We start from the raw sequence: 18,223 nt of genomic DNA, 5'->3' as shown, positions 1-18,223 counted from the left end.
TGCTCTGTGGGAGATGCGCTTAACCGCGGTAATTTTTTTGACGAAATTGTTTGTGAGTGGTCTATGAGCACGATTCCTTTGACGAAGCGCGGCGCGGAGTTGCTGCGCGACGAATTGCAACGCCTGAAGGCCGTGGAGCGTCCGGCGGTCATCAACGCGATCGCGGAGGCGCGCGCGCAAGGCGACTTGTCGGAAAACGCGGAATACGACGCCGCGAAGGAAAAGCAGGGGTTCATCGAGGGCCGCATCGCGGAAATCGAGTCGAAGCTGGCCGCCGCGCAAGTGATCGATCCGACGCAGGTCGAAGCGGAAGGTCGCGTGGTGTTCGGCGCGACCGTCGAACTCGAGGACCTGGAATCGGGCGACATGGTGACGTATCAGATCGTCGGCGATGACGAAGCCGACATCGATCACGGCCTCATCTCCGTGAGCTCGCCGATCGCGCGCGCGCTGATCGCGAAGTCGGAAGGCGACGTGGCATCGGTGCAGGCGCCGAGCGGCGCACGCGAATACGAGATCATCGCGGTTCGCTACGTCTGATGGAGCACCGGCTCTTTCGCACCATCAGCATGGTCTGGGTCGGCAGTCTGCTGACCCTCGGCCTGGTCGCTGCGCCCGTGCTCTTTTCGATGCTCGACCGCACGTCGGCGGGCTCGGTGGCGGCGCAGCTCTTCCGCATCGAGGCGATCATCGGCGTGATCAGCGCGCTGGTGCTGATCCTCATCGGCAATCGCTTCGTGAAAAGCGGCATCGTCGATTACAAACGCGTGCGGTGGATCGTCGCGGTGATGCTCGTGTGCGTGCTGGTCGGCTATTTCGCCTTGCAGCCGTTCATGAACTCGCTGCGAATGGCGGCGCAGGAAGCGGGCACCGATCTCGCGAGCTCGCCGTATGCGAAGGAGTTCGGCATTCTGCACGGCCTATCCAGCGCGATCTATCTGATCGAATGCCTGTTCGGCATTGCGCTGGTGTGGCGCTTGCCGGGCGCGGCGCCCGTCAAGATCGTGCCGAAGGGGAAATCCGCCAAGGTGGCGGCGAAAAGAGCGCGAAGCTGAATCGCGCTTGCTCGGGACGGCGCGTGCGTTTCATTGGAAATGCACACGCCGTTCGATCATTTGACCGTCTGATGCTGGCGCTTCGAGCTGGTCTGACGTTTCTTCGCGCGCTTCACGTTGCCGCCGGCGGTCACACGTTCGTTGCCCAGTACCTTCAGCGTCTGCTTTTTGGGTTTCTTGAACGCGGGCGCATCGCGGGTGATTTTCACTGCCTTCACCGTGCGCGGCGCGCGGCCCTTCGTCTCGCGTTCGGCGGCTTCGCCTGCGCTCGGAGGCATCGTGCTGCGCGTGCGGGTGGCGCGGGTTTTCGGAGCGGCGCCTTCGGGCCTCCAGATCACGAGCAGCTTGCCGATATGCTGAATAGGCGCGGCGTTCAGGCGATCGCAGATTTCGTCGTAGATTTCGACGCGTGCTTCGCGTTCGTCGCCGAATACGCGGACCTTGATGAGCTGATGCGCTTCCAGGTGGACGTTGATTTCCTTCAGCACGGCATCGGTCAGACCCTCCGCGCCGACGAGCACGACGGGCTTGAGCGCATGGGCCTGGGAGCGCAGATCGGCGCGTTCGGCGGGGGAGAGTTTAAGAGCTGGCATGAGAAATTTCGGACTCGACTAAAATGTGGGCGGCGTGAGGTAGATTCGCGAGGCGGTTTGAACACGCTGCAGCGAAAGCGCACGGCTTCGTGCCGGATCTTCGGCGCATCGGTCGCGCCACCGCCCACCAGAAACAGAACAGGCCGGATGCACGGGTTTTCGGAGCGCGAGCGCGCCGAGGACCGGTCCGGCCGACAAGACGCGTATTATCCGCTAAAAGCCTCGCGCGATGCAGCAAAATACGCACCGGGCGTGCTGTCAGCGCGCCACATGAGCTCAGTTTGAATGGCAAAGAACCGTTTTAATCATTCGTGGTTGCATGACCACATCAACGATCCCTACGTAAAGATGGCGCAGCGCGAGGGCTATCGCGCGCGCGCCGCATACAAGCTGAAGGAGATCGACGAGCAGGACAAACTCATCAAGCCGGGTCAGGTCATCGTCGATCTCGGCTCGACGCCCGGCTCCTGGAGCCAGTACGCGCGCAACAAACTCGCGCAGGGCGCGAAGCGCGATGCCGAGCGCCAGGGCGGCATCGACGGCACGATCATCGCGCTGGATATTCTGCCGATGGAGCCGATTTCGGACGTCACGTTCATCCAGGGCGACTTTCGCGAGGACGAAGTGCTTGCGCAACTCGATGAAATCGTCGGCGAGCGTCAGGTGGACCTTGTAATCTCCGACATGGCCCCCAACCTCTCAGGCGTGGCGAGTGCGGATGCCGCGCGCATCGAGCATCTATGCGATCTGGCGCTGGAGTTCGCGCAGAACCATCTGAAACCGGAGGGTGCGCTGCTGGTCAAATGTTTTCACGGCAGCGGATACAGCCAGATCGTTGAGAAGTTCAAGCAACAGTTCAAGGTGGTTGCGCCACGCAAGCCGAAAGCTTCTCGCGACAAATCGTCGGAGACTTTTATTCTCGGGCGGCGGCTCAAGCAACCGAACTGAACGGCCCGCTCGAGCGATTCGGCGAATTACGGCGATATTTTCGCGGAATATGCCGAAAAAAACCTCTCTGCCGCTATTTGTGCGGTAGTTAAACCTTATGGCAGGGGTTAGCGGTCTGGATTAGAATGCTTTGGTGGCGTCGCAAGGTTTATGTAGGCGCCCGTCTATGAGTGAGGAGTGGTGCTTTGAACAACAATATGTTCTCTAAAGCGGCAGTGTGGCTCGTGATCGCACTGGTGCTGTTTACGGTGTTCAAGCAGTTCGATAAGCCCCGCGTCCAGGAAGGTGTGTCCTATTCGCAGTTCATGGACGACGCGAAGAACGGCAAAGTCAAGAACGTCACCGTTCAGGGCCGCAATCTGACGGTCACTCCGAACGACGGCCAGAAGTACCAGATCGTGTCGCCCGGCGACATATGGATGGTCGGCGACTTGATGAAATACGGCGTTCAGGTCAGCGGCAAGGCTGACGATGAACCGAATGCGCTCGTCTCCGCGCTGTACTACCTCGGACCTACGATCCTGATCATCGGCTTCTGGTTCTACATGATGAGGCAGATGCAGGGAGGTGGCAAAGGCGGGGCGTTTTCGTTCGGGAAGTCGCGAGCGCGGCTGATCGACGAAAACAACAACGCAATCAATTTCACCGACGTCGCGGGTTGCGACGAAGCCAAGGAAGAAGTCTCGGAACTCGTGGACTTCCTGCGCGACCCGCAGAAATTCCAAAAGCTCGGCGGACGCATTCCGCGCGGCGTGCTGCTGGTCGGCCCGCCGGGAACCGGTAAGACGCTGCTGGCGCGCGCCATCGCGGGCGAAGCGAAAGTGCCGTTCTTCAGCATTTCGGGTTCGGACTTCGTCGAAATGTTCGTCGGCGTGGGCGCGGCTCGTGTGCGCGACATGTTCGAGCAGGCGAAGAAGCATGCGCCGTGTATCGTGTTCATCGACGAAATCGACGCGGTCGGCCGTCATCGCGGCGCCGGCATGGGCGGCGGCAACGACGAGCGCGAGCAGACGCTGAACCAGATGCTCGTCGAGATGGACGGCTTCGAGGCGAATTCCGGTGTGATCGTGATCGCGGCGACGAACCGTTCGGACGTGCTGGACAAGGCGCTGCTCCGTCCGGGCCGTTTCGACCGTCAGGTCTATGTCGGTCTGCCGGATATCCGCGGCCGCGAGCACATCATGAAGGTGCACCTGCGCAAGGTGCCTATCGCGAACGACGTCGATGCATCGGTCATCGCGCGCGGCACGCCGGGTTTCTCGGGCGCCGATCTCGCGAATCTCGTGAACGAGGCTGCGCTGTTCGCGGCGCGTCGCGGCAAGCGCATCGTCGAGATGCAGGATTTCGAGGACGCGAAGGACAAGATCTTCATGGGTCCGGAGCGCAAATCGGCTGTGATGCGCGAAGAAGAGCGTCGCAATACGGCATACCACGAGTCGGGTCACGCGGTGGTTGCGAAGCTGCTTCCGCATGCCGATCCGGTGCACAAGGTCACGATCATGCCGCGCGGCTGGGCGCTGGGCGTTACGTGGCAGTTGCCCGAGCATGACCGCGTGAACCTGTATCGCGACAAGATGCTGGAGGAAATCGCGATCCTGTTCGGTGGCCGCGCAGCGGAGGAAGTGTTCCTGAATTCGATGTCGACCGGTGCGTCGAACGACTTTGAGCGCGCAACGAAGATGGCGCGCGACATGGTGACGCGCTACGGCATGTCCGACGTGCTCGGCACGATGGTCTACGTCGATACGGAAGACAACGGCATGTTCGGCAAGATGGGCGCGAAGTCGGTGTCCGAAGCCACGCAGCAGAAGGTCGATGCGGAAATCCGCCGCATCCTCGACGAGCAATATGCGCTCGCCCGGAAGCTGCTGGAAGACAACCGCGACAAGGTCGAAGCGATGACCAAGGCGCTGCTCGAATGGGAAACCATCGACGCGGACCAGATTGGCGACATCATGTCGGATCGTCCGCCGCGTCCGCCGAAGAACATGCCGCCGCCGTCCGGCGACACGCCATCCGGTGGTAGCAGCGGCACCGAGGTCAAACCGGGTAACGCGCCGGCAACGGCCTGAGTTTCCTGCATGAGTTCATGGGCCGGTGTGCATAGCACGCCGGCCCATTTTCACTTTCTGGCGTCCGTTTTTAATCAGGTGCTGAACGCGGCGCCGTCTCCGTCCCTCCGTTCCGTTCTATCCGCTTGGCCACTTCAACCCCATCCCCGATTTCAGCCGCGCCGCTCCAATGCGGACGCTTCATGCTGACCTTCGACCGCCCGCTCGTCATGGGCATTCTCAACGTTACGCCGGACTCGTTCTCCGATGGCGGCCGCTTCATTTCGCGCGACGCCGCACTGGCTCGCGCCGAGCAGATGCTCGCCGACGGCGCCGACATGATCGATATCGGCGGCGAATCCACGCGTCCCGGCGCGCCGCCCGTGCCGCTCGACGAGGAACTCGAGCGCGTGGTCCCGATAGTCGAGGCATTGCGCACCGTTCGAGTGCCGCTTTCCGTCGACACGTACAAACCAGCCGTGATGCGCGCCGCGCTCGACGCCGGCGCGGACATGATCAACGACATCTGGGGCTTGCGTCAGGACGGCGCGATCGACGCCGTCAAGGGCAGCAACTGCGGACTTTGCGTGATGCACATGCTCGGCGAGCCGCGCACGATGCAGCTTCACGAGCCGGTGTACGAAGACGTCGTCGCCGACGTGCGCAAGTTCTTCGCGGAGCGCGTCGCCGCACTCGGGCGCGCGGGCATTGCGACAGAGCGCATCAGTCTCGATCCGGGTTACGGCTTCGGCAAGACGGTCGAGCATAATTACGCGTTGCTCGCGCATCTCACGGACACGTCGCCCGCCGGGACGAACTTTCCGTTGCTCGCGGGCATGTCGCGCAAGTCGATGCTCGGCGCCGTCACCGGACGCGGCGCGGGCGAGCGGCTCGCGGCGAGCGTCGCCGCGGCGGTGTGCGCGGCAGAGCGGGGCGCGGCCATCATCCGCGTCCACGATGTCGCCGAAACCGTCGATGCGCTGAAAGTCTGGCAGGCAACAAAGAATGCTGCCGGGAATGGGCATTATTGACACTGGCCTCATTCATCAGCAATTTGGGCGCAGGCGCGCGCCGATAGAACTCATTAACTAAAATCGTGGACCGATACGATGCGCCGAACGGTCGCGAGGAGGGTCAAGCAACAATGGCACGTCAATATTTTGGAACCGACGGCATCCGCGGCCGCGTAGGCGTCGCGCCGATCACGCCGGATTTCGTACTCAAGCTCGGCTACGCGGCCGGAAAGGTGCTCGCGGGCGCCGACCGCGCACAGCAAAAGAAGGGCAATCGTCCGACGGTATTGATCGGCAAGGACACGCGCGTGTCGGGCTACATGCTCGAAGCTGCGCTGGAATCCGGCTTTTCGGCGGCGGGTGTCGACGTGATGCTGGCCGGCCCGATGCCGACGCCTGGCGTCGCCTATCTGACGCGGGCACTGCGGCTGTCGGCGGGCGTCGTGATCAGCGCGTCGCACAATCCGTACGACGACAACGGCATCAAATTTTTCTCCGCCGACGGCAACAAGCTGCCCGACGAAGTCGAACTGGAAATCGAGCGCCAGCTCGAGCAGCCGATGGAATGCGCGCCTTCCGAGCGCCTCGGTAAAGCCCGGCGTCTGGATGATGCAGGCGGACGCTACATCGAATTCTGCAAGAGCACCTTTCCCGCGAGTTTCGACTTGCGCGGTCTGAAGCTCGTCGTCGATTGCGCGCACGGCGCCGCATATGACGTCGCGCCGCACGTTTTCCATGAACTCGGCGCGGAAGTCGTGTCGATCGGCGTGTCGCCGAACGGCTTCAACATCAACGACGGCGTTGGCGCGACCGCCCCGGACGCGCTCGTGCGCGCGGTGGTCGAGCACAAGGCGGATATCGGCATCGCGCTCGACGGCGACGCGGACCGTCTGCAGGTCGTCGATTCGTCCGGCCGTCTCTATAACGGCGACGAATTGCTCTACGTGCTGGTCAAGGATCGCATCGCGACCGATGGCAAGGTGGAAGGCGCAGTCGGCACGCTGATGACCAACATGGCCGTCGAGGTGGCGCTGAAGGAGGCGGGCGTGCAGTTCGTGCGCGCGGCGGTCGGCGACCGCTACGTCCTCGAAAAATTGCGCGAGAACGGCTGGCTGCTGGGCGCGGAAGGCTCGGGCCACATCCTTTCGCTGGACCGTCACTCGACCGGCGACGGCATCGTCTCGGCGCTCCTCGTGCTAGCAGCGATCCAGCGCAGCGGCAAGTCGCTCGCCGATCTGCTTCGCGGCGTCAGCCTGTTCCCGCAAAAGCTCATCAACGTGCGGATGAGCGCGGGCGCGGACTGGAAAGGCAGCGCCGCGATTCGCCGCGCGGTCGAGCAAGCCGAGCAATCCCTCCAATCGCACGGCCGGGTCTTGATTCGCGCGTCGGGAACCGAACCGGTCTTGCGCGTGATGGTGGAAGCATCGGCGCAACAGGACGCGGTTCGATACGCGGAAACGATTGCGCAGGTCGTAAAGGACGCGACTTCGTAGGCGTTCACTGAAGTTCATCGCGTTTCGCTAAAAGCGGGCTTCGGCCCGCTTTTTTATTTGCGCCGCTGGCTTGACAAATCGGCTGTGATCAAACTTTCAGCACGTAAGCGCATTGACATGCTGGCTTCACGATTAGTCATATTACTGTCACAGACTCCTCCTATATTTCGCGGTGTCGTCTACACGCTCACGCGACACACGCTCACTACTGGAGATTAAGAATGAAATTGATGCAAACCGCGCTGGCCGGCCTGATTGGTGCAGTGTTCGCCATCTCCGCTCAAGCAGCCGACATCACCGGCGCGGGTTCCACCTTTGCAGCGCCGATCTACACGAAGTGGGCGGACGCCTACCAGAAAACGGGCGGCGGCAAGGTGAACTACCAAGGCATCGGCTCGTCGGGCGGTATCAAGCAAATCATCGCGAAGACCGTGGATTTCGCGGGCTCGGACGCTCCGCTGAAAGACGACGAACTCGCGAAGAACGGCCTGTTCCAGTTCCCGACGGTCGTCGGCGGCGTGGTGCCGGTCATCAACGTGCCGGGCGTGAAAGCTGGCGAAGTGACGCTATCGGGCCAGGTGCTCGGCGACATCTACCTCGGCAAGATCAAGAAGTGGAACGATCCGGAAATCGCCGCGCTGAACCCGAAGGTCAAGCTGCCGGATACGGACATCGCGGTCGTGCGGCGCGCCGACGGCTCCGGCACGAGCTTCATCTGGACGAACTATCTGTCGAAGGTGAACACCGAGTGGAAGTCGAAGGTCGGCGAAGGTTCGACGGTCAACTGGCCGACGGGCACGGGCGGCAAGGGCAACGACGGCGTCGCGGCATTCGTGCAGCGTCTGCCGGGCGCGATCGGCTACGTCGAATGGGCGTACGCGAAGCAGAACAAGATGACCTACGTCGGCATGAAGAATTCGGCCGGCACGGTCGTCGAGCCGAAGACCGACACGTTCAAGGCAGCGGCAGCGGGCGCGGACTGGTCGAAGTCGTTCTATCAGATCCTGACGGACGAGCCGGGCAAGAACGCATGGCCGATCGTCGGCGCGACCTTCGTGCTGCTGCACGCGACGCAAGAGAAGCCGGCGCAGGGCACGGAAACGCTGAAATTCTTCGACTGGGCGTTCAAGAACGGCGGCCAGGCTGCGAACGATCTCGACTATATCTCGCTGCCGGATTCGGTCGTCGCCGAAATCAAGACGCAATGGAAGGCGAAGGTCAAGGACGCATCGGGCAAGGCGGTCGCGGAATAAGGGAAGCAAGCAGTCGTTTGAAACTGTCCTAAGCTTCTGATTCGCGGGACAGCAACGCAGCAAGGAAGCCGCGCGGCGAGCCAACGTTCGCCGCGCGGTCTGACACGTAGCGAAACCAAGGCTCCCATGTCGGACATCAACCTATCGTCGGCCGTGCCGGCGGCGCATACGCAGCGCGCGCCGAGCCGCATCGGCGACATCATTTTCGGCGGCGTGACGCGGCTTGCGGCTGTCATCACGCTGCTCCTGCTCGGCGGCATCATCGTTTCGCTGATCATCGCGTCGATGCCGACCATTCAGAAATTCGGCCTCTCGTTCCTCTGGCGTTCGGAATGGGATCCGCCCAGCGACTCGTTCGGGGCGCTCGTGCCCATCTACGGCACGATTGCGACGTCGATCATCGCGCTCATCATCGCGGTGCCGGTGAGCTTCGGCATCGCGCTCTTTCTGACCGAACTGTCGCCCGCGTGGCTGCGCCGTCCGCTCGGCGTCGCGATCGAACTTCTCGCGGCGATTCCGTCGATCGTCTACGGCATGTGGGGCCTGCTCGTGTTCGCGCCGATCTTCGCGCAATACTTCGAAAAGCCCCTCGGCAAGTTGCTCGGCGACGTGCCCCTGATCGGCATCTTCTTTCAAGGCGCGCCGATCGGCATCGGCATTCTGTGCGCCGGCGTGATTCTCGCGATCATGATCATTCCGTACATCGCATCCGTGATGCGCGACGTGTTCGAAGTGACGCCCGTGCTGCTGAAGGAATCGGCATACGGCATCGGCTGCACGACGTGGGAAGTCATGTGGAAGATCGTGCTGCCCTATACGCGCGCCGGCGTGATCGGCGGCGTCATGCTCGGCCTCGGCCGCGCGCTCGGCGAGACGATGGCTGTGACGTTCGTCATCGGCAATACGAACCTGCTCGACAACGTGTCGCTCTTCTCGCCCGGCAACAGCATCACCTCGGCGCTCGCGAACGAATTCGCGGAAGCGAGTCCGGGCCTGCATACGTCGGCGTTGATGGAGCTCGGTCTGATTCTTTTCGTCATCACGTTCTTCGTGCTCGCGCTCTCGAAGCTGATGCTTCTGCGCATGGAACGCGGGGAGGGCCGTAAATAATGAGCCGTCCCGTTACGTTCAACCAGGATTCGAGCCGCGTGGAAGCCACGCGTCAGAAGCTGCAGCGCCGCCGCCGCGGCACGAACGCGGTTGCGCTGACGCTCTCGCTCGCCGCGATGGCCTTCGGCCTCATCTGGCTCGTGTGGATTCTCTTCACGACGCTCAGGCTCGGCATCGGCGGGTTGTCGGTCGATCTGTTCACGCAATCGACGCCGCCGCCGAACACCGATGGCGGCGGTCTCGCCAACGCGATCGTCGGCTCGCTGATGCTCGTCGTGCTCGCAACGTTCGTCGGCACGCCGCTCGGCATTCTCGCGGGCGTCTACCTCGCGGAGTACGGCCAGAAGCGCTGGCTCGCGAGCGTCACGCGCTTCATCAACGACATCTTGCTGTCCGCGCCTTCGATCGTCGTCGGTCTCTTCGTGTATGCGATCGTCGTCGCGAAGATGGGCCGCTTCTCGGGCTGGGCCGGCGTGATCGCGTTGGCGCTGCTGCAGATTCCGATCGTGATCCGCACGACGGAAAACATGCTAAAGCTCGTGCCGAACGCATTGCGCGAAGCCGCGTTCGCACTCGGTACGCCCAAGTGGAAGATGGTGATGTCGATCACGCTGAAGGCGTCGGTGGGCGGCATCGTGACGGGCGTGTTGCTGGCGGTCGCGCGTATCGCCGGCGAAACCGCGCCGCTGCTTTTCACGGCGCTGTCGAATCAATTTTTCTCGTGGGACATGAACCAGCCGGTGGCCAATCTGCCGGTGACGATCTACAAGTTCGCGATGAGTCCGTTCCCGCAGTGGCAATCGCTCGCGTGGGCCGGTGTGTTCCTGATTACGCTCGGCGTGCTGGGTCTGAATATCCTGGCGCGCGCGATCTTCTCGAAGAAATAAGGGTGGAGTGATTCCATGAACATGGTCGAAAGCGGTGTCAACCACCAGGAAAAGCAGATCGAGCGCGGCCCGGTGCCGGGCAGCGTGCGCCCGACGCACAGTTCGCAGCCTGCCGATTCCATCAAGCCGAAGATCGAGGTGAACAACCTCAACTTCTTCTACAACAAGTATCACGCGCTGAAGAACATCAACCTGCGCATTCCCGAGAAGAAAGTGACGGCGTTCATCGGTCCGTCGGGCTGCGGCAAGTCCACGCTTCTGCGCACGTTCAACAAGATGTATGCGCTTTATCCGGAGCAGCGCGCCGAAGGCGAAATCCTGATGGACGGCACGAACCTGCTCGACACGACGAAGGATATTTCGCTCCTGCGCGCGCGCGTCGGCATGGTGTTCCAGAAGCCGACGCCGTTCCCGATGTCGATCTACGACAACATCGCGTTCGGCGTGAAGATGTTCGAGCAACTGTCGCGCTCGGAAATGGATGACCGCGTCGAATGGGCGCTCACGAAAGCCGCGCTCTGGACCGAAGTAAAGGACAAGTTGCAGCAAAGCGGCTACGGTCTGTCGGGTGGCCAGCAGCAGCGTCTGTGCATCGCGCGCGGCATCGCGATCCGTCCGGAAGTGCTGCTGCTGGACGAACCTTGCTCGGCGCTCGACCCGATTTCGACGGGCCGTATCGAAGAGCTGATCGCCGAACTGAAAAGCGATTACACGGTCGTCATCGTCACGCACAACATGCAGCAGGCGGCGCGTTGTTCGGACTACACTGCCTATATGTATCTCGGTGAATTGATCGAGTTCGGCGACACCGAAAAGATCTTCATCAAGCCGGCCCGCAAGGAAACGGAAGACTACATCACGGGCCGCTTCGGCTGATCGTCAGCCAGGTGAAACAGAAGGCTTAAGGAGCATATATGTCCGATAAACATCTTTCGAGCCAGTTCGACGCCGATCTCAACGCGGTGTCGTCGAAAGTGCTGGAAATGGGCGGTCTGGTCGAGTCGCAGATCATCGCGGCGATGCAGGCGCTGAACGAATTCGACATCGGCATCGCGGATCAGGTGATCGCGGCCGAAGCGCGGCTGAACATGATGGAAGTGGAGATCGACGAAGAGTGCAGCAACATCATCGCGCGCCGTCAGCCGGCTGCGCGTGACCTGCGTCTGTTGATGGCGATCTCGAAGACGATCACGAATCTCGAACGCGCCGGCGACGAAGCGGAGAAGATCGCCAAGCGCGTGAAGCGCATCAACGAAGACGGCGCGGGCCGCACGGTGAACATCGCCGAGATCAAGCTGTCGGGCGAAATGGCGGTATCGATCCTGCGCCGCGCGCTCGATGCGTTCGCGCGTCTCGACACGGTTGCCGCCGCGCAGATCGTGCGCGACGACAAGGCCATCGACGAGGAATTCCGCGCCTTCGTGCGCAAGCTCGTGACGTACATGATGGAAGATCCGCGCACGATTTCGGCGGGCCTCGATTATCTGTTCATCGCGAAAGCGGTGGAGCGCATCGGCGATCACGCGAAGAACATCGCTGAGTTCATCATCTACATCGTCAAGGGCACCGACGTGCGGCATATTTCGCGCGATCAGCTCGAACGCGAGGCGCTGAGTTAATCGCGCGCAATCGTTTCATTTCAAGCAAAAGGTCAAGAGGTGCCGATGCCCAGCAGTATCCTCGTCGTCGAAGACGAACCCGCGATCTCCGAACTGATTTCGGTGAACCTTCAACATGCGGGACATTGCCCGATTCGTGCGTATAACGCGGAACAGGCGCAAAACCTGATCAGCGACGTGCTGCCCGATCTCGTGTTGCTCGACTGGATGTTGCCGGGCAAGTCGGGCATCGCGTTCGCGCGAGAACTGCGCAACAACGAGCGCACGAAGCACATTCCGATCATCATGCTGACAGCGCGCGGCGACGAGCAGGACAAGGTGCTCGGCCTCGAAATCGGCGCGGACGATTACGTCACGAAGCCGTTCTCGCCGAAGGAACTGATGGCGCGCATCAAGGCGGTGTTGCGCCGGCGCGCGCCGCAGTTGACCGAAGACGTCGTCGCGATCAACGGGCTGCGTCTCGATCCGGCGACGCATCGCGTGGCGGCGAGTCATTCGGGCAACGACATCAAGCTCGATCTCGGTCCGACGGAATTTCGCCTGCTGCACTTTTTCATGACGCATCCTGAGCGCGTGCACAGCCGCACGCAATTGCTGGATCAGGTGTGGGGCGATCACGTGTTCGTCGAAGAGCGCACGGTCGATGTGCATATCAAGCGTCTGCGTGCTGCGCTCAAGCCGGCGGGTTGCGATGCTATGATCGAAACGGTGCGCGGCAGCGGATACCGGCTTGCGAAGAGCGCCTGAATTCTGTCAACGTTATCCGCTCTAACTTGCCGCATCAACGTCACTCAGACTCACCGACAACATGAACATCATCTGGACGCGTGCGATCGTGTCCCTCGCGCTGCTCGCCGCGCTGTGCGCCGCGATCGGCGCATTCGCGGGCTTGCGCATCGCGCTTGCCTTCGCGGTGCTCATGCTCGTCGTGCAGGGCTTCTTCGTCACGTATCACATGCAGCGCCTCTGGCGTCTGCTCGAAGCGCCGGTCTACGGCGAGGTGCCGAGCGCGCTCGGCATCTGGGGCGAGATCTACTATCGCCTGCACAAGCTCGCGAAGCGCTGGCACGCGCAAGTGCGTCAGGTCGAGCAACAGCATGCGCGCTTCATTCAGGCGATCCAGGCGTCACCGAACGGCGTCGCGATGCTCGACGATCACGATCAGATCGAGTGGTGTAACGACATCGCCGAGAAGCACTTCGGTCTCGATGCGAAGCGCGACTTGCGCCAGCACATCACGCATCTCGTGCGCAATCCCGATTTCGTCCGCTATCTGAACGCGCACCACTACGAAGAGATGCTCGTGATGCGCGGCATGGGCGTGAATCGCAAGTACACGGTTTCGGTGCAGGTGTTTCCGTACGGTGACAATCGCAAGCTGCTTCTGACGCAGGACATTACCGAACTGGAGCGCACGGATTCGATGCGCCGCGATTTCGTGGCCAATGTCTCGCATGAGTTGAAGACGCCGCTTACCGTGCTATCCGGCTTTCTCGAAACCATGCGTGAGTTGCCGCTCGATGAAGCCGATCGCATGCGTTATCTCGACATGATGGAGCAGCAGGCGTCGCGCATGCAGAACATCGTGCGCGATCTGCTCGTGCTCGCGAATCTCGAAGGCGATATGCGGCCGCCTGGCGATGAACTGCTGGATATGCGCGCCGTGCTGCGTCATTTGGAAGACGACGCGAACAATCTGTCGAACGGGCGCCATCGCATCACGTTTCATAGCGACGATGCGCTGACGGTTGCGGGCGTCGAGACCGAAGTGATGAGCGCGCTCGGCAATCTCGTGACCAACGCCGTGCGTTATACGCCTGATGGCGGGACCATCGAGGTGACGTGGCAGCGCATGAAGGATCGTGCGGTTTTCACGGTGCGGGATACGGGGCTCGGGATTCCTGCGGAGCATATTCCGCGTTTGACGGAGCGGTTTTATCGAGTGGATCGGAGCCGGTCGCGGGATACGGGGGGGACAGGGCTTGGGCTTGCCATCGTCAAGCATGTGCTGCAACGGCACGGTGCAGAGCTCGACGTTAAAAGCGAAGTGGGGAAGGGGAGTATGTTTATCGTGAGGTTTCCGGGGTCGCGGACAGCGTTTAGGAAGTCGCTTGCGGCTTGAGTGGGTTCTGGTGATTGTCGCCGGATCCCGTTGTCGTGTCGGTCTTGTGCTTGTTTGCTTCCGCTTTCGTAGAATCCTGTTTTCGCGTCGGTCTATTAGCGTTGCCCCTGTGCGGGGCGGCAGTGCTAATAGACCGACACGAACGCAGGATTCCACGAAAGCGGAAGCGAACAAGCACAAAGCCCGACACGAATACCGAATCCAGCGAAGAAGAAAACACGCACGAAAAAGGGCAAAAAACATCAAGAACAAAACTTAGCCAGCAACCCCAACTGCGCGTTGCGAATAGACTTACCCGGACGGCGCTTCCGATAATGCCCATCGCTCTGCATGACCCAAGCCGATTGATTATCGCCAAGACAAACCGATAACCCTTCAGCAATAACCCGCCGCTTCAACCGCCTATCGCGAATCGGAAACGCCACTTCCACACGACGAAAGAAGTTGCGATCCATCCAGTCAGCGCTCGACAAAAACACATCTTCCCTGCCATTCGCATAGAAGTAAAAAATCCGATGATGCTCGAGAAAGCGCCCGACGATTGACCGAACCGTAATGTTCTCCGAAAGATCCTCGACGCCGGGCTTCAACGAACAAACCCCGCGCACGATCAGATCGATCTTCACGCCCGCATGCGAAGCCTCGTAAAGCGCGGCAATGACCGTAGGCTCGAGCAGAGCATTCATCTTCGCGACGATGCGCGCACGCCGTCCCGCCCGCGCATGCTCGGCCTCGGCGCGGATCGCATCGATCAGCTTCGCATGCAGCGTGAAAGGCGATTGCCATAACTGATGCAGCGGAATCTCTCCGCCAATGCCCGTCAGTTGCTGAAAGACGTGATGCACGTCCTCGCACATTTCCTGATCGGAAGTCATCAGACCGAAGTCGGTATAAAGACGCGCCGTGCGCGGATGATAGTTGCCCGTGCCCAAGTGGGCATAACGCTTCAACACGAACTTGCCGCCTTGCGACACGCGCCGCACGATCAGCATCATCTTCGCGTGGCACTTATGGCCGACGACGCCATACACCACATGCGCGCCAACCGCTTCGAGCTGCGACGCCCAATTGATGTTCGTCTCTTCATCGAAGCGCGCGAGGAGTTCCACGACGACCGTCACTTCCTTGCCATTGCGCGCGGCCTGCATCAGCGCATCCATGAGCGGCGAATCGGTGCCGGTGCGATAAATCGTCTGTTTGATCGCGACGACCTGCGGATCCTTCGCGGCCTGAAGCAGCAGCTCCAGCACCGGCTGAAAACTCTCGTACGGATGATGCAAAAGGATATCGCCCTGATCGATCGCATCGAAAAGATTCGACGTGTTCACGATCGCCTTCGGCACCGACGGAATATGCGGCACGAACTTGAGATCGGGTCGATCGACCATCTCGGGCAACTGCATGAGCCGCACGAGATTCACCGGCCCGTTCACGCGATACAGATCGCGTTCGCTCAGCTGACCTTCGTCGAGCAGACGCCGCACGAGATGCGGCGGCGTTTCCGCCGACACTTCGAGACGCACCGCGTTGCCCAGATGCCGCGCCGGCAATTCGCCCTGCAGCGCGACGCGCAGATTGGTGATTTCGTCCTCGTCGACGAAAAGCTCGCTGTTGCGCGTGATGCGAAACTGATTGCAACTGCGCACGACGAGATGCGGAAACAGCTCGTTCACGAAGTGCTGCATGAACGAACTCAGCAGCACGAAACCATGCGGATAGCCCGACAGCGCTTCGGGCATGCGAACGAGCCGCGGCAGCGCGCGCGGTGCCTGCACGATGCCCATCATCGCCTGACGGCCGAAGGCATCGGTGCCTTCCAGCTCGACGACGAAGTTCAGGCTCTTGTTCAGCACGCGCGGAAACGGATGCGCGGGATCGAGCCCGATAGGCGTCAGGACGGGGAGCAGTTCGTTGTAGAAGTAGTCGCGCGCCCATCCGGTCTGCTGCTCCGTCCAGTCCTCCGCGCCGTGAAAATAGATGCCTTCCATTTCGAGCGCGGGCAGCACGATGTCATGCAGCATCGAATATTGCTGGCGCACGAGCCGCTGCGCGCGCTCGGAGACGAGGTCGTAGACGTGCTGCAGCGACATGCCATCCGGCGAGAGCGAGCCGGGGTTGTCGCGCATCTGCTCTTGCAGACCCGCCATACGGACTTCGAAGAATTCGTCGAGATTGCTGCTGGTGATGCAGATGAAACGCAGGCGTTCCAACAGGGGAACCGTCGTATCGGCGGCTTGCGCGAGGACGCGCTCGTTGAAACCTAGTATGCCCAGTTCGCGGTTGAAGAGCGGATAGCGTATGGACATCGGAGGGAGGGAAGGTGTCTCGATCAGATGGGCAAGGGAACTCTCGGATGCTCTCACAGTATGATGTATTTTTTATGACATAACGGATGTCACAAATTCTACTCACATTGCCGATAGCGTTGCCAGCGCAAACGCGCGGTTCCGAACGGGACGGCAAGGCCCGCTCGCCAACCCGGCATAGAATAGAATTCGTGCGCTGCAGCAGCGCCGCTGTGACAGTGCTTCCCCCCACTTCACGATTTCTGGATATCCGATGGTCACACATCCCCATCTACTTGCCGCGGTCGACCTCGGATCGAACAGTTTCCGGTTGATCGTCGGACGGGTCGAGGAAACGCCCGCCGGCAGCCAGATCTATCAGGTCGACGCGCTGCGCGAGCCCGTACGCCTCGGCGGCGGCCTCTCCAAGGACAAGATGCTCGACCGCGCATCGCAGGTGCGCGGCTGGGACGCGCTGAAGCGCTTCGGCGAACGTCTGCGCGATTTCCATCCCGACCAGGTGCGCGCCGTCGCCACCAACACGCTGCGCGTCGCGAAAAACGCGCCCGACTTTCTCGCCGAGGCGGAAGCCGCGCTCGGGTTTCCGATCGAAGTCATCGCCGGGCGCGAGGAAGCGCGCCTCATCTACGCGGGCGCCGCGCATTCGGTGCCGGCGAGCGCGGGCAAGCGGCTCGTGGTCGATATCGGCGGCGGCTCGACGGAATTCATCATCGGATCGCATTACACGCCGATCCACATGGAAAGCCTCTATATCGGCTGCGTGAGCCATAGCCGCCAGTTTTTCCCGGCCGGCAACGTCGACGAATACACGATGCGGCAGGCCGAACTCGCCGCCAAACGCGAGATCCAGATCATTTCGAGCGAATACAAGGGCACCGGCTGGGATCAGGCCATCGGCTCGTCGGGCACGGCGCGCGCGCTCGCGGAACTGATCGAGGCGAACGGCTTCAACGACGAAGGCATCACGCACGGCATCTCGCGCGGCGGGCTGGAGAAGCTCAAGCGCGCGCTCATCAAGGCCGAGAACGTGAACCGGCTGAAGCTCGTCGCGTTGAAGCCCGATCGCGTGCCGGTGCTGGCGGGCGGGCTGTCGATCATGCTCGGCGTGTTCGAGGAACTGGGCATCGACTATGCCGATACGACCGATGCCGCGCTGCGCCTCGGCGTGCTCTACGACCTGCTCGGACGCTCGCAGCATCAGGACATGCGGACGGTGACGGTCGAAGGCTTCAAGCGCCGTTATGGCGTCGATGCCGCGCAGGCGGAGCGCATCGGCGAACTGGCGATCAGCTTCTACGACCAGCTCGGCGAACCCGACGAAGACGTGCGCGAGGAGAACCGCATGTTCCTCGCGTGGGCCGCGTCGCTGCACGAGATCGGACTGTCGATCGCGCACAGTGCGTATCACAAGCATTCAGCGTATATCGCGAGCAACGCCGACATGCCGGGGTTTTCCCGCACCGATCAGGCGCGTCTCGCCGCGCTCGTGCTCGGCCACGCCGGCAAGCTCGGCAAGCTCGCGCAGGCGCGCGACGTCGAATGGACGCTGCTGTTTTGCCTGCGGCTCGCCGCGCTGCTGTCGCGCCGGCGCACGGATGTCGGGCTGCCCGGCATCGAAGTGAGGCAGGCGAGTGGCGGTTTCGAAGTGCATCTGCCGAACGAGTGGGTGGCGAACAATCCGCTCACCGACTACAGCCTCGTTCAGGAAGCGATGGAATGGGAGAAGATCGGGCGGCCGTATCGCGTGGTCTATACGGGCGACTGATTTTCGCG

16 protein-coding genes are annotated in these 18,223 nt (G+C 61.6%); 14 read left to right on the top strand and 2 right to left on the bottom strand.

Annotated features, from left to right (window positions below; all coding sequences use genetic code 11):
- The first annotated feature begins 63 nt into the window (after window positions 1-63).
- Window positions 64-540, top strand: a complete 477-nt coding sequence (gene greA / locus NCS67_RS08785) for a transcription elongation factor GreA (protein WP_008342047.1) — start codon at window positions 64-66, stop codon at window positions 538-540.
- On the top strand, window positions 540-1,055 hold the full coding sequence (locus NCS67_RS08780) for a DUF4149 domain-containing protein (RefSeq protein ID WP_008342046.1): 516 nt from the start codon (window positions 540-542) through the stop codon (window positions 1,053-1,055). The genes greA and NCS67_RS08780 overlap by 1 nt, the downstream gene beginning before the upstream one ends.
- A 56-nt stretch (window positions 1,056-1,111) precedes the next feature.
- Here NCS67_RS08780 and NCS67_RS08775 read toward each other — a convergent pair whose 3' ends face one another.
- Complete coding sequence (locus NCS67_RS08775; RefSeq protein WP_175980371.1) at window positions 1,112-1,648, bottom strand: YhbY family RNA-binding protein; 537 nt, start codon at window positions 1,646-1,648, stop codon at window positions 1,112-1,114.
- Window positions 1,649-1,933: 285 nt separating this feature from the next.
- Here NCS67_RS08775 and NCS67_RS08770 point away from each other — a divergent pair, with 285 nt between their 5' ends.
- The 11 genes from NCS67_RS08770 to phoR all read left to right on the top strand — a co-directional run bounded on the left by NCS67_RS08770 (window position 1,934) and on the right by phoR (window position 14,144).
- Entirely contained in the window at window positions 1,934-2,596 is a 663-nt protein-coding gene (locus tag NCS67_RS08770; RefSeq protein ID WP_008342044.1) for an RlmE family RNA methyltransferase, read from the top strand.
- Between the two features lie 185 nt (window positions 2,597-2,781).
- Window positions 2,782-4,668: an ATP-dependent zinc metalloprotease FtsH gene (gene ftsH / locus NCS67_RS08765; RefSeq protein ID WP_008342043.1), complete on the top strand. Its 1,887-nt coding sequence runs from the start codon at window positions 2,782-2,784 to the stop codon at window positions 4,666-4,668.
- Between the two features lie 182 nt (window positions 4,669-4,850).
- The gene (gene folP / locus NCS67_RS08760) at window positions 4,851-5,678 is read left to right on the top strand and encodes a dihydropteroate synthase (protein ID WP_250434946.1); all 828 of its coding nucleotides are present in this window, start codon (window positions 4,851-4,853) and stop codon (window positions 5,676-5,678) included.
- Between the two features lie 113 nt (window positions 5,679-5,791).
- Window positions 5,792-7,153, top strand: coding sequence for a phosphoglucosamine mutase (gene glmM / locus NCS67_RS08755; RefSeq protein WP_008342040.1), 1,362 nt, complete (start codon window positions 5,792-5,794; stop codon window positions 7,151-7,153).
- 221 nt (window positions 7,154-7,374) lie between these two features.
- The gene (gene pstS, locus NCS67_RS08750) at window positions 7,375-8,406 is read left to right on the top strand and encodes a phosphate ABC transporter substrate-binding protein PstS (protein ID WP_008342038.1); all 1,032 of its coding nucleotides are present in this window, start codon (window positions 7,375-7,377) and stop codon (window positions 8,404-8,406) included.
- Window positions 8,407-8,532: 126 nt separating this feature from the next.
- Window positions 8,533-9,516: a phosphate ABC transporter permease PstC gene (pstC, locus tag NCS67_RS08745; RefSeq protein ID WP_008342037.1), complete on the top strand. Its 984-nt coding sequence runs from the start codon at window positions 8,533-8,535 to the stop codon at window positions 9,514-9,516.
- Window positions 9,516-10,403 carry a phosphate ABC transporter permease PstA gene (gene pstA / locus NCS67_RS08740; protein WP_244807467.1) on the top strand — a complete coding sequence of 296 codons (888 nt, stop codon included), beginning with the start codon at window positions 9,516-9,518 and terminating at the stop codon, window positions 10,401-10,403. Before pstC ends, pstA begins: the two co-directional genes overlap by 1 nt.
- Before the next feature lie 15 nt (window positions 10,404-10,418).
- Complete coding sequence (gene pstB, locus NCS67_RS08735) at window positions 10,419-11,279, top strand: phosphate ABC transporter ATP-binding protein PstB (protein WP_008342032.1); 861 nt, start codon at window positions 10,419-10,421, stop codon at window positions 11,277-11,279.
- Between the two features lie 38 nt (window positions 11,280-11,317).
- A complete protein-coding gene (phoU, locus tag NCS67_RS08730) occupies window positions 11,318-12,022 on the top strand; it encodes a phosphate signaling complex protein PhoU (protein ID WP_008342031.1) in 705 nt (234 codons plus the stop codon).
- A 45-nt stretch (window positions 12,023-12,067) separates the two neighbouring features.
- On the top strand, window positions 12,068-12,769 hold the full coding sequence (gene phoB, locus NCS67_RS08725) for a phosphate regulon transcriptional regulator PhoB (protein WP_008342029.1): 702 nt from the start codon (window positions 12,068-12,070) through the stop codon (window positions 12,767-12,769).
- A 61-nt stretch (window positions 12,770-12,830) separates the two neighbouring features.
- Window positions 12,831-14,144, top strand: a complete 1,314-nt coding sequence (phoR, locus tag NCS67_RS08720) for a phosphate regulon sensor histidine kinase PhoR (RefSeq protein ID WP_008342027.1) — start codon at window positions 12,831-12,833, stop codon at window positions 14,142-14,144.
- A 242-nt stretch (window positions 14,145-14,386) separates the two neighbouring features.
- On the opposite strand, the gene ppk1 is transcribed toward phoR, so the two are convergent.
- A complete protein-coding gene (gene ppk1, locus NCS67_RS08715) occupies window positions 14,387-16,450 on the bottom strand; it encodes a polyphosphate kinase 1 (RefSeq protein WP_175982589.1) in 2,064 nt (687 codons plus the stop codon).
- A gap of 253 nt (window positions 16,451-16,703) precedes the next feature.
- Here ppk1 and ppx point away from each other — a divergent pair, with 253 nt between their 5' ends.
- Entirely contained in the window at window positions 16,704-18,215 is a 1,512-nt protein-coding gene (gene ppx / locus NCS67_RS08710; RefSeq protein ID WP_008342024.1) for an exopolyphosphatase, read from the top strand.
- Window positions 18,216-18,223 lie beyond the last annotated feature (8 nt).

The sequence above is a fragment of the Caballeronia sp. ATUFL_F2_KS9A genome (assembly GCF_023630765.1).
In the GTDB taxonomy this organism is placed as follows: domain Bacteria; phylum Pseudomonadota; class Gammaproteobacteria; order Burkholderiales; family Burkholderiaceae; genus Caballeronia; species Caballeronia zhejiangensis.
Note: the sequence above shows the minus strand (reverse complement) of the source record. Positions and strands in the feature narration are given on the sequence as shown.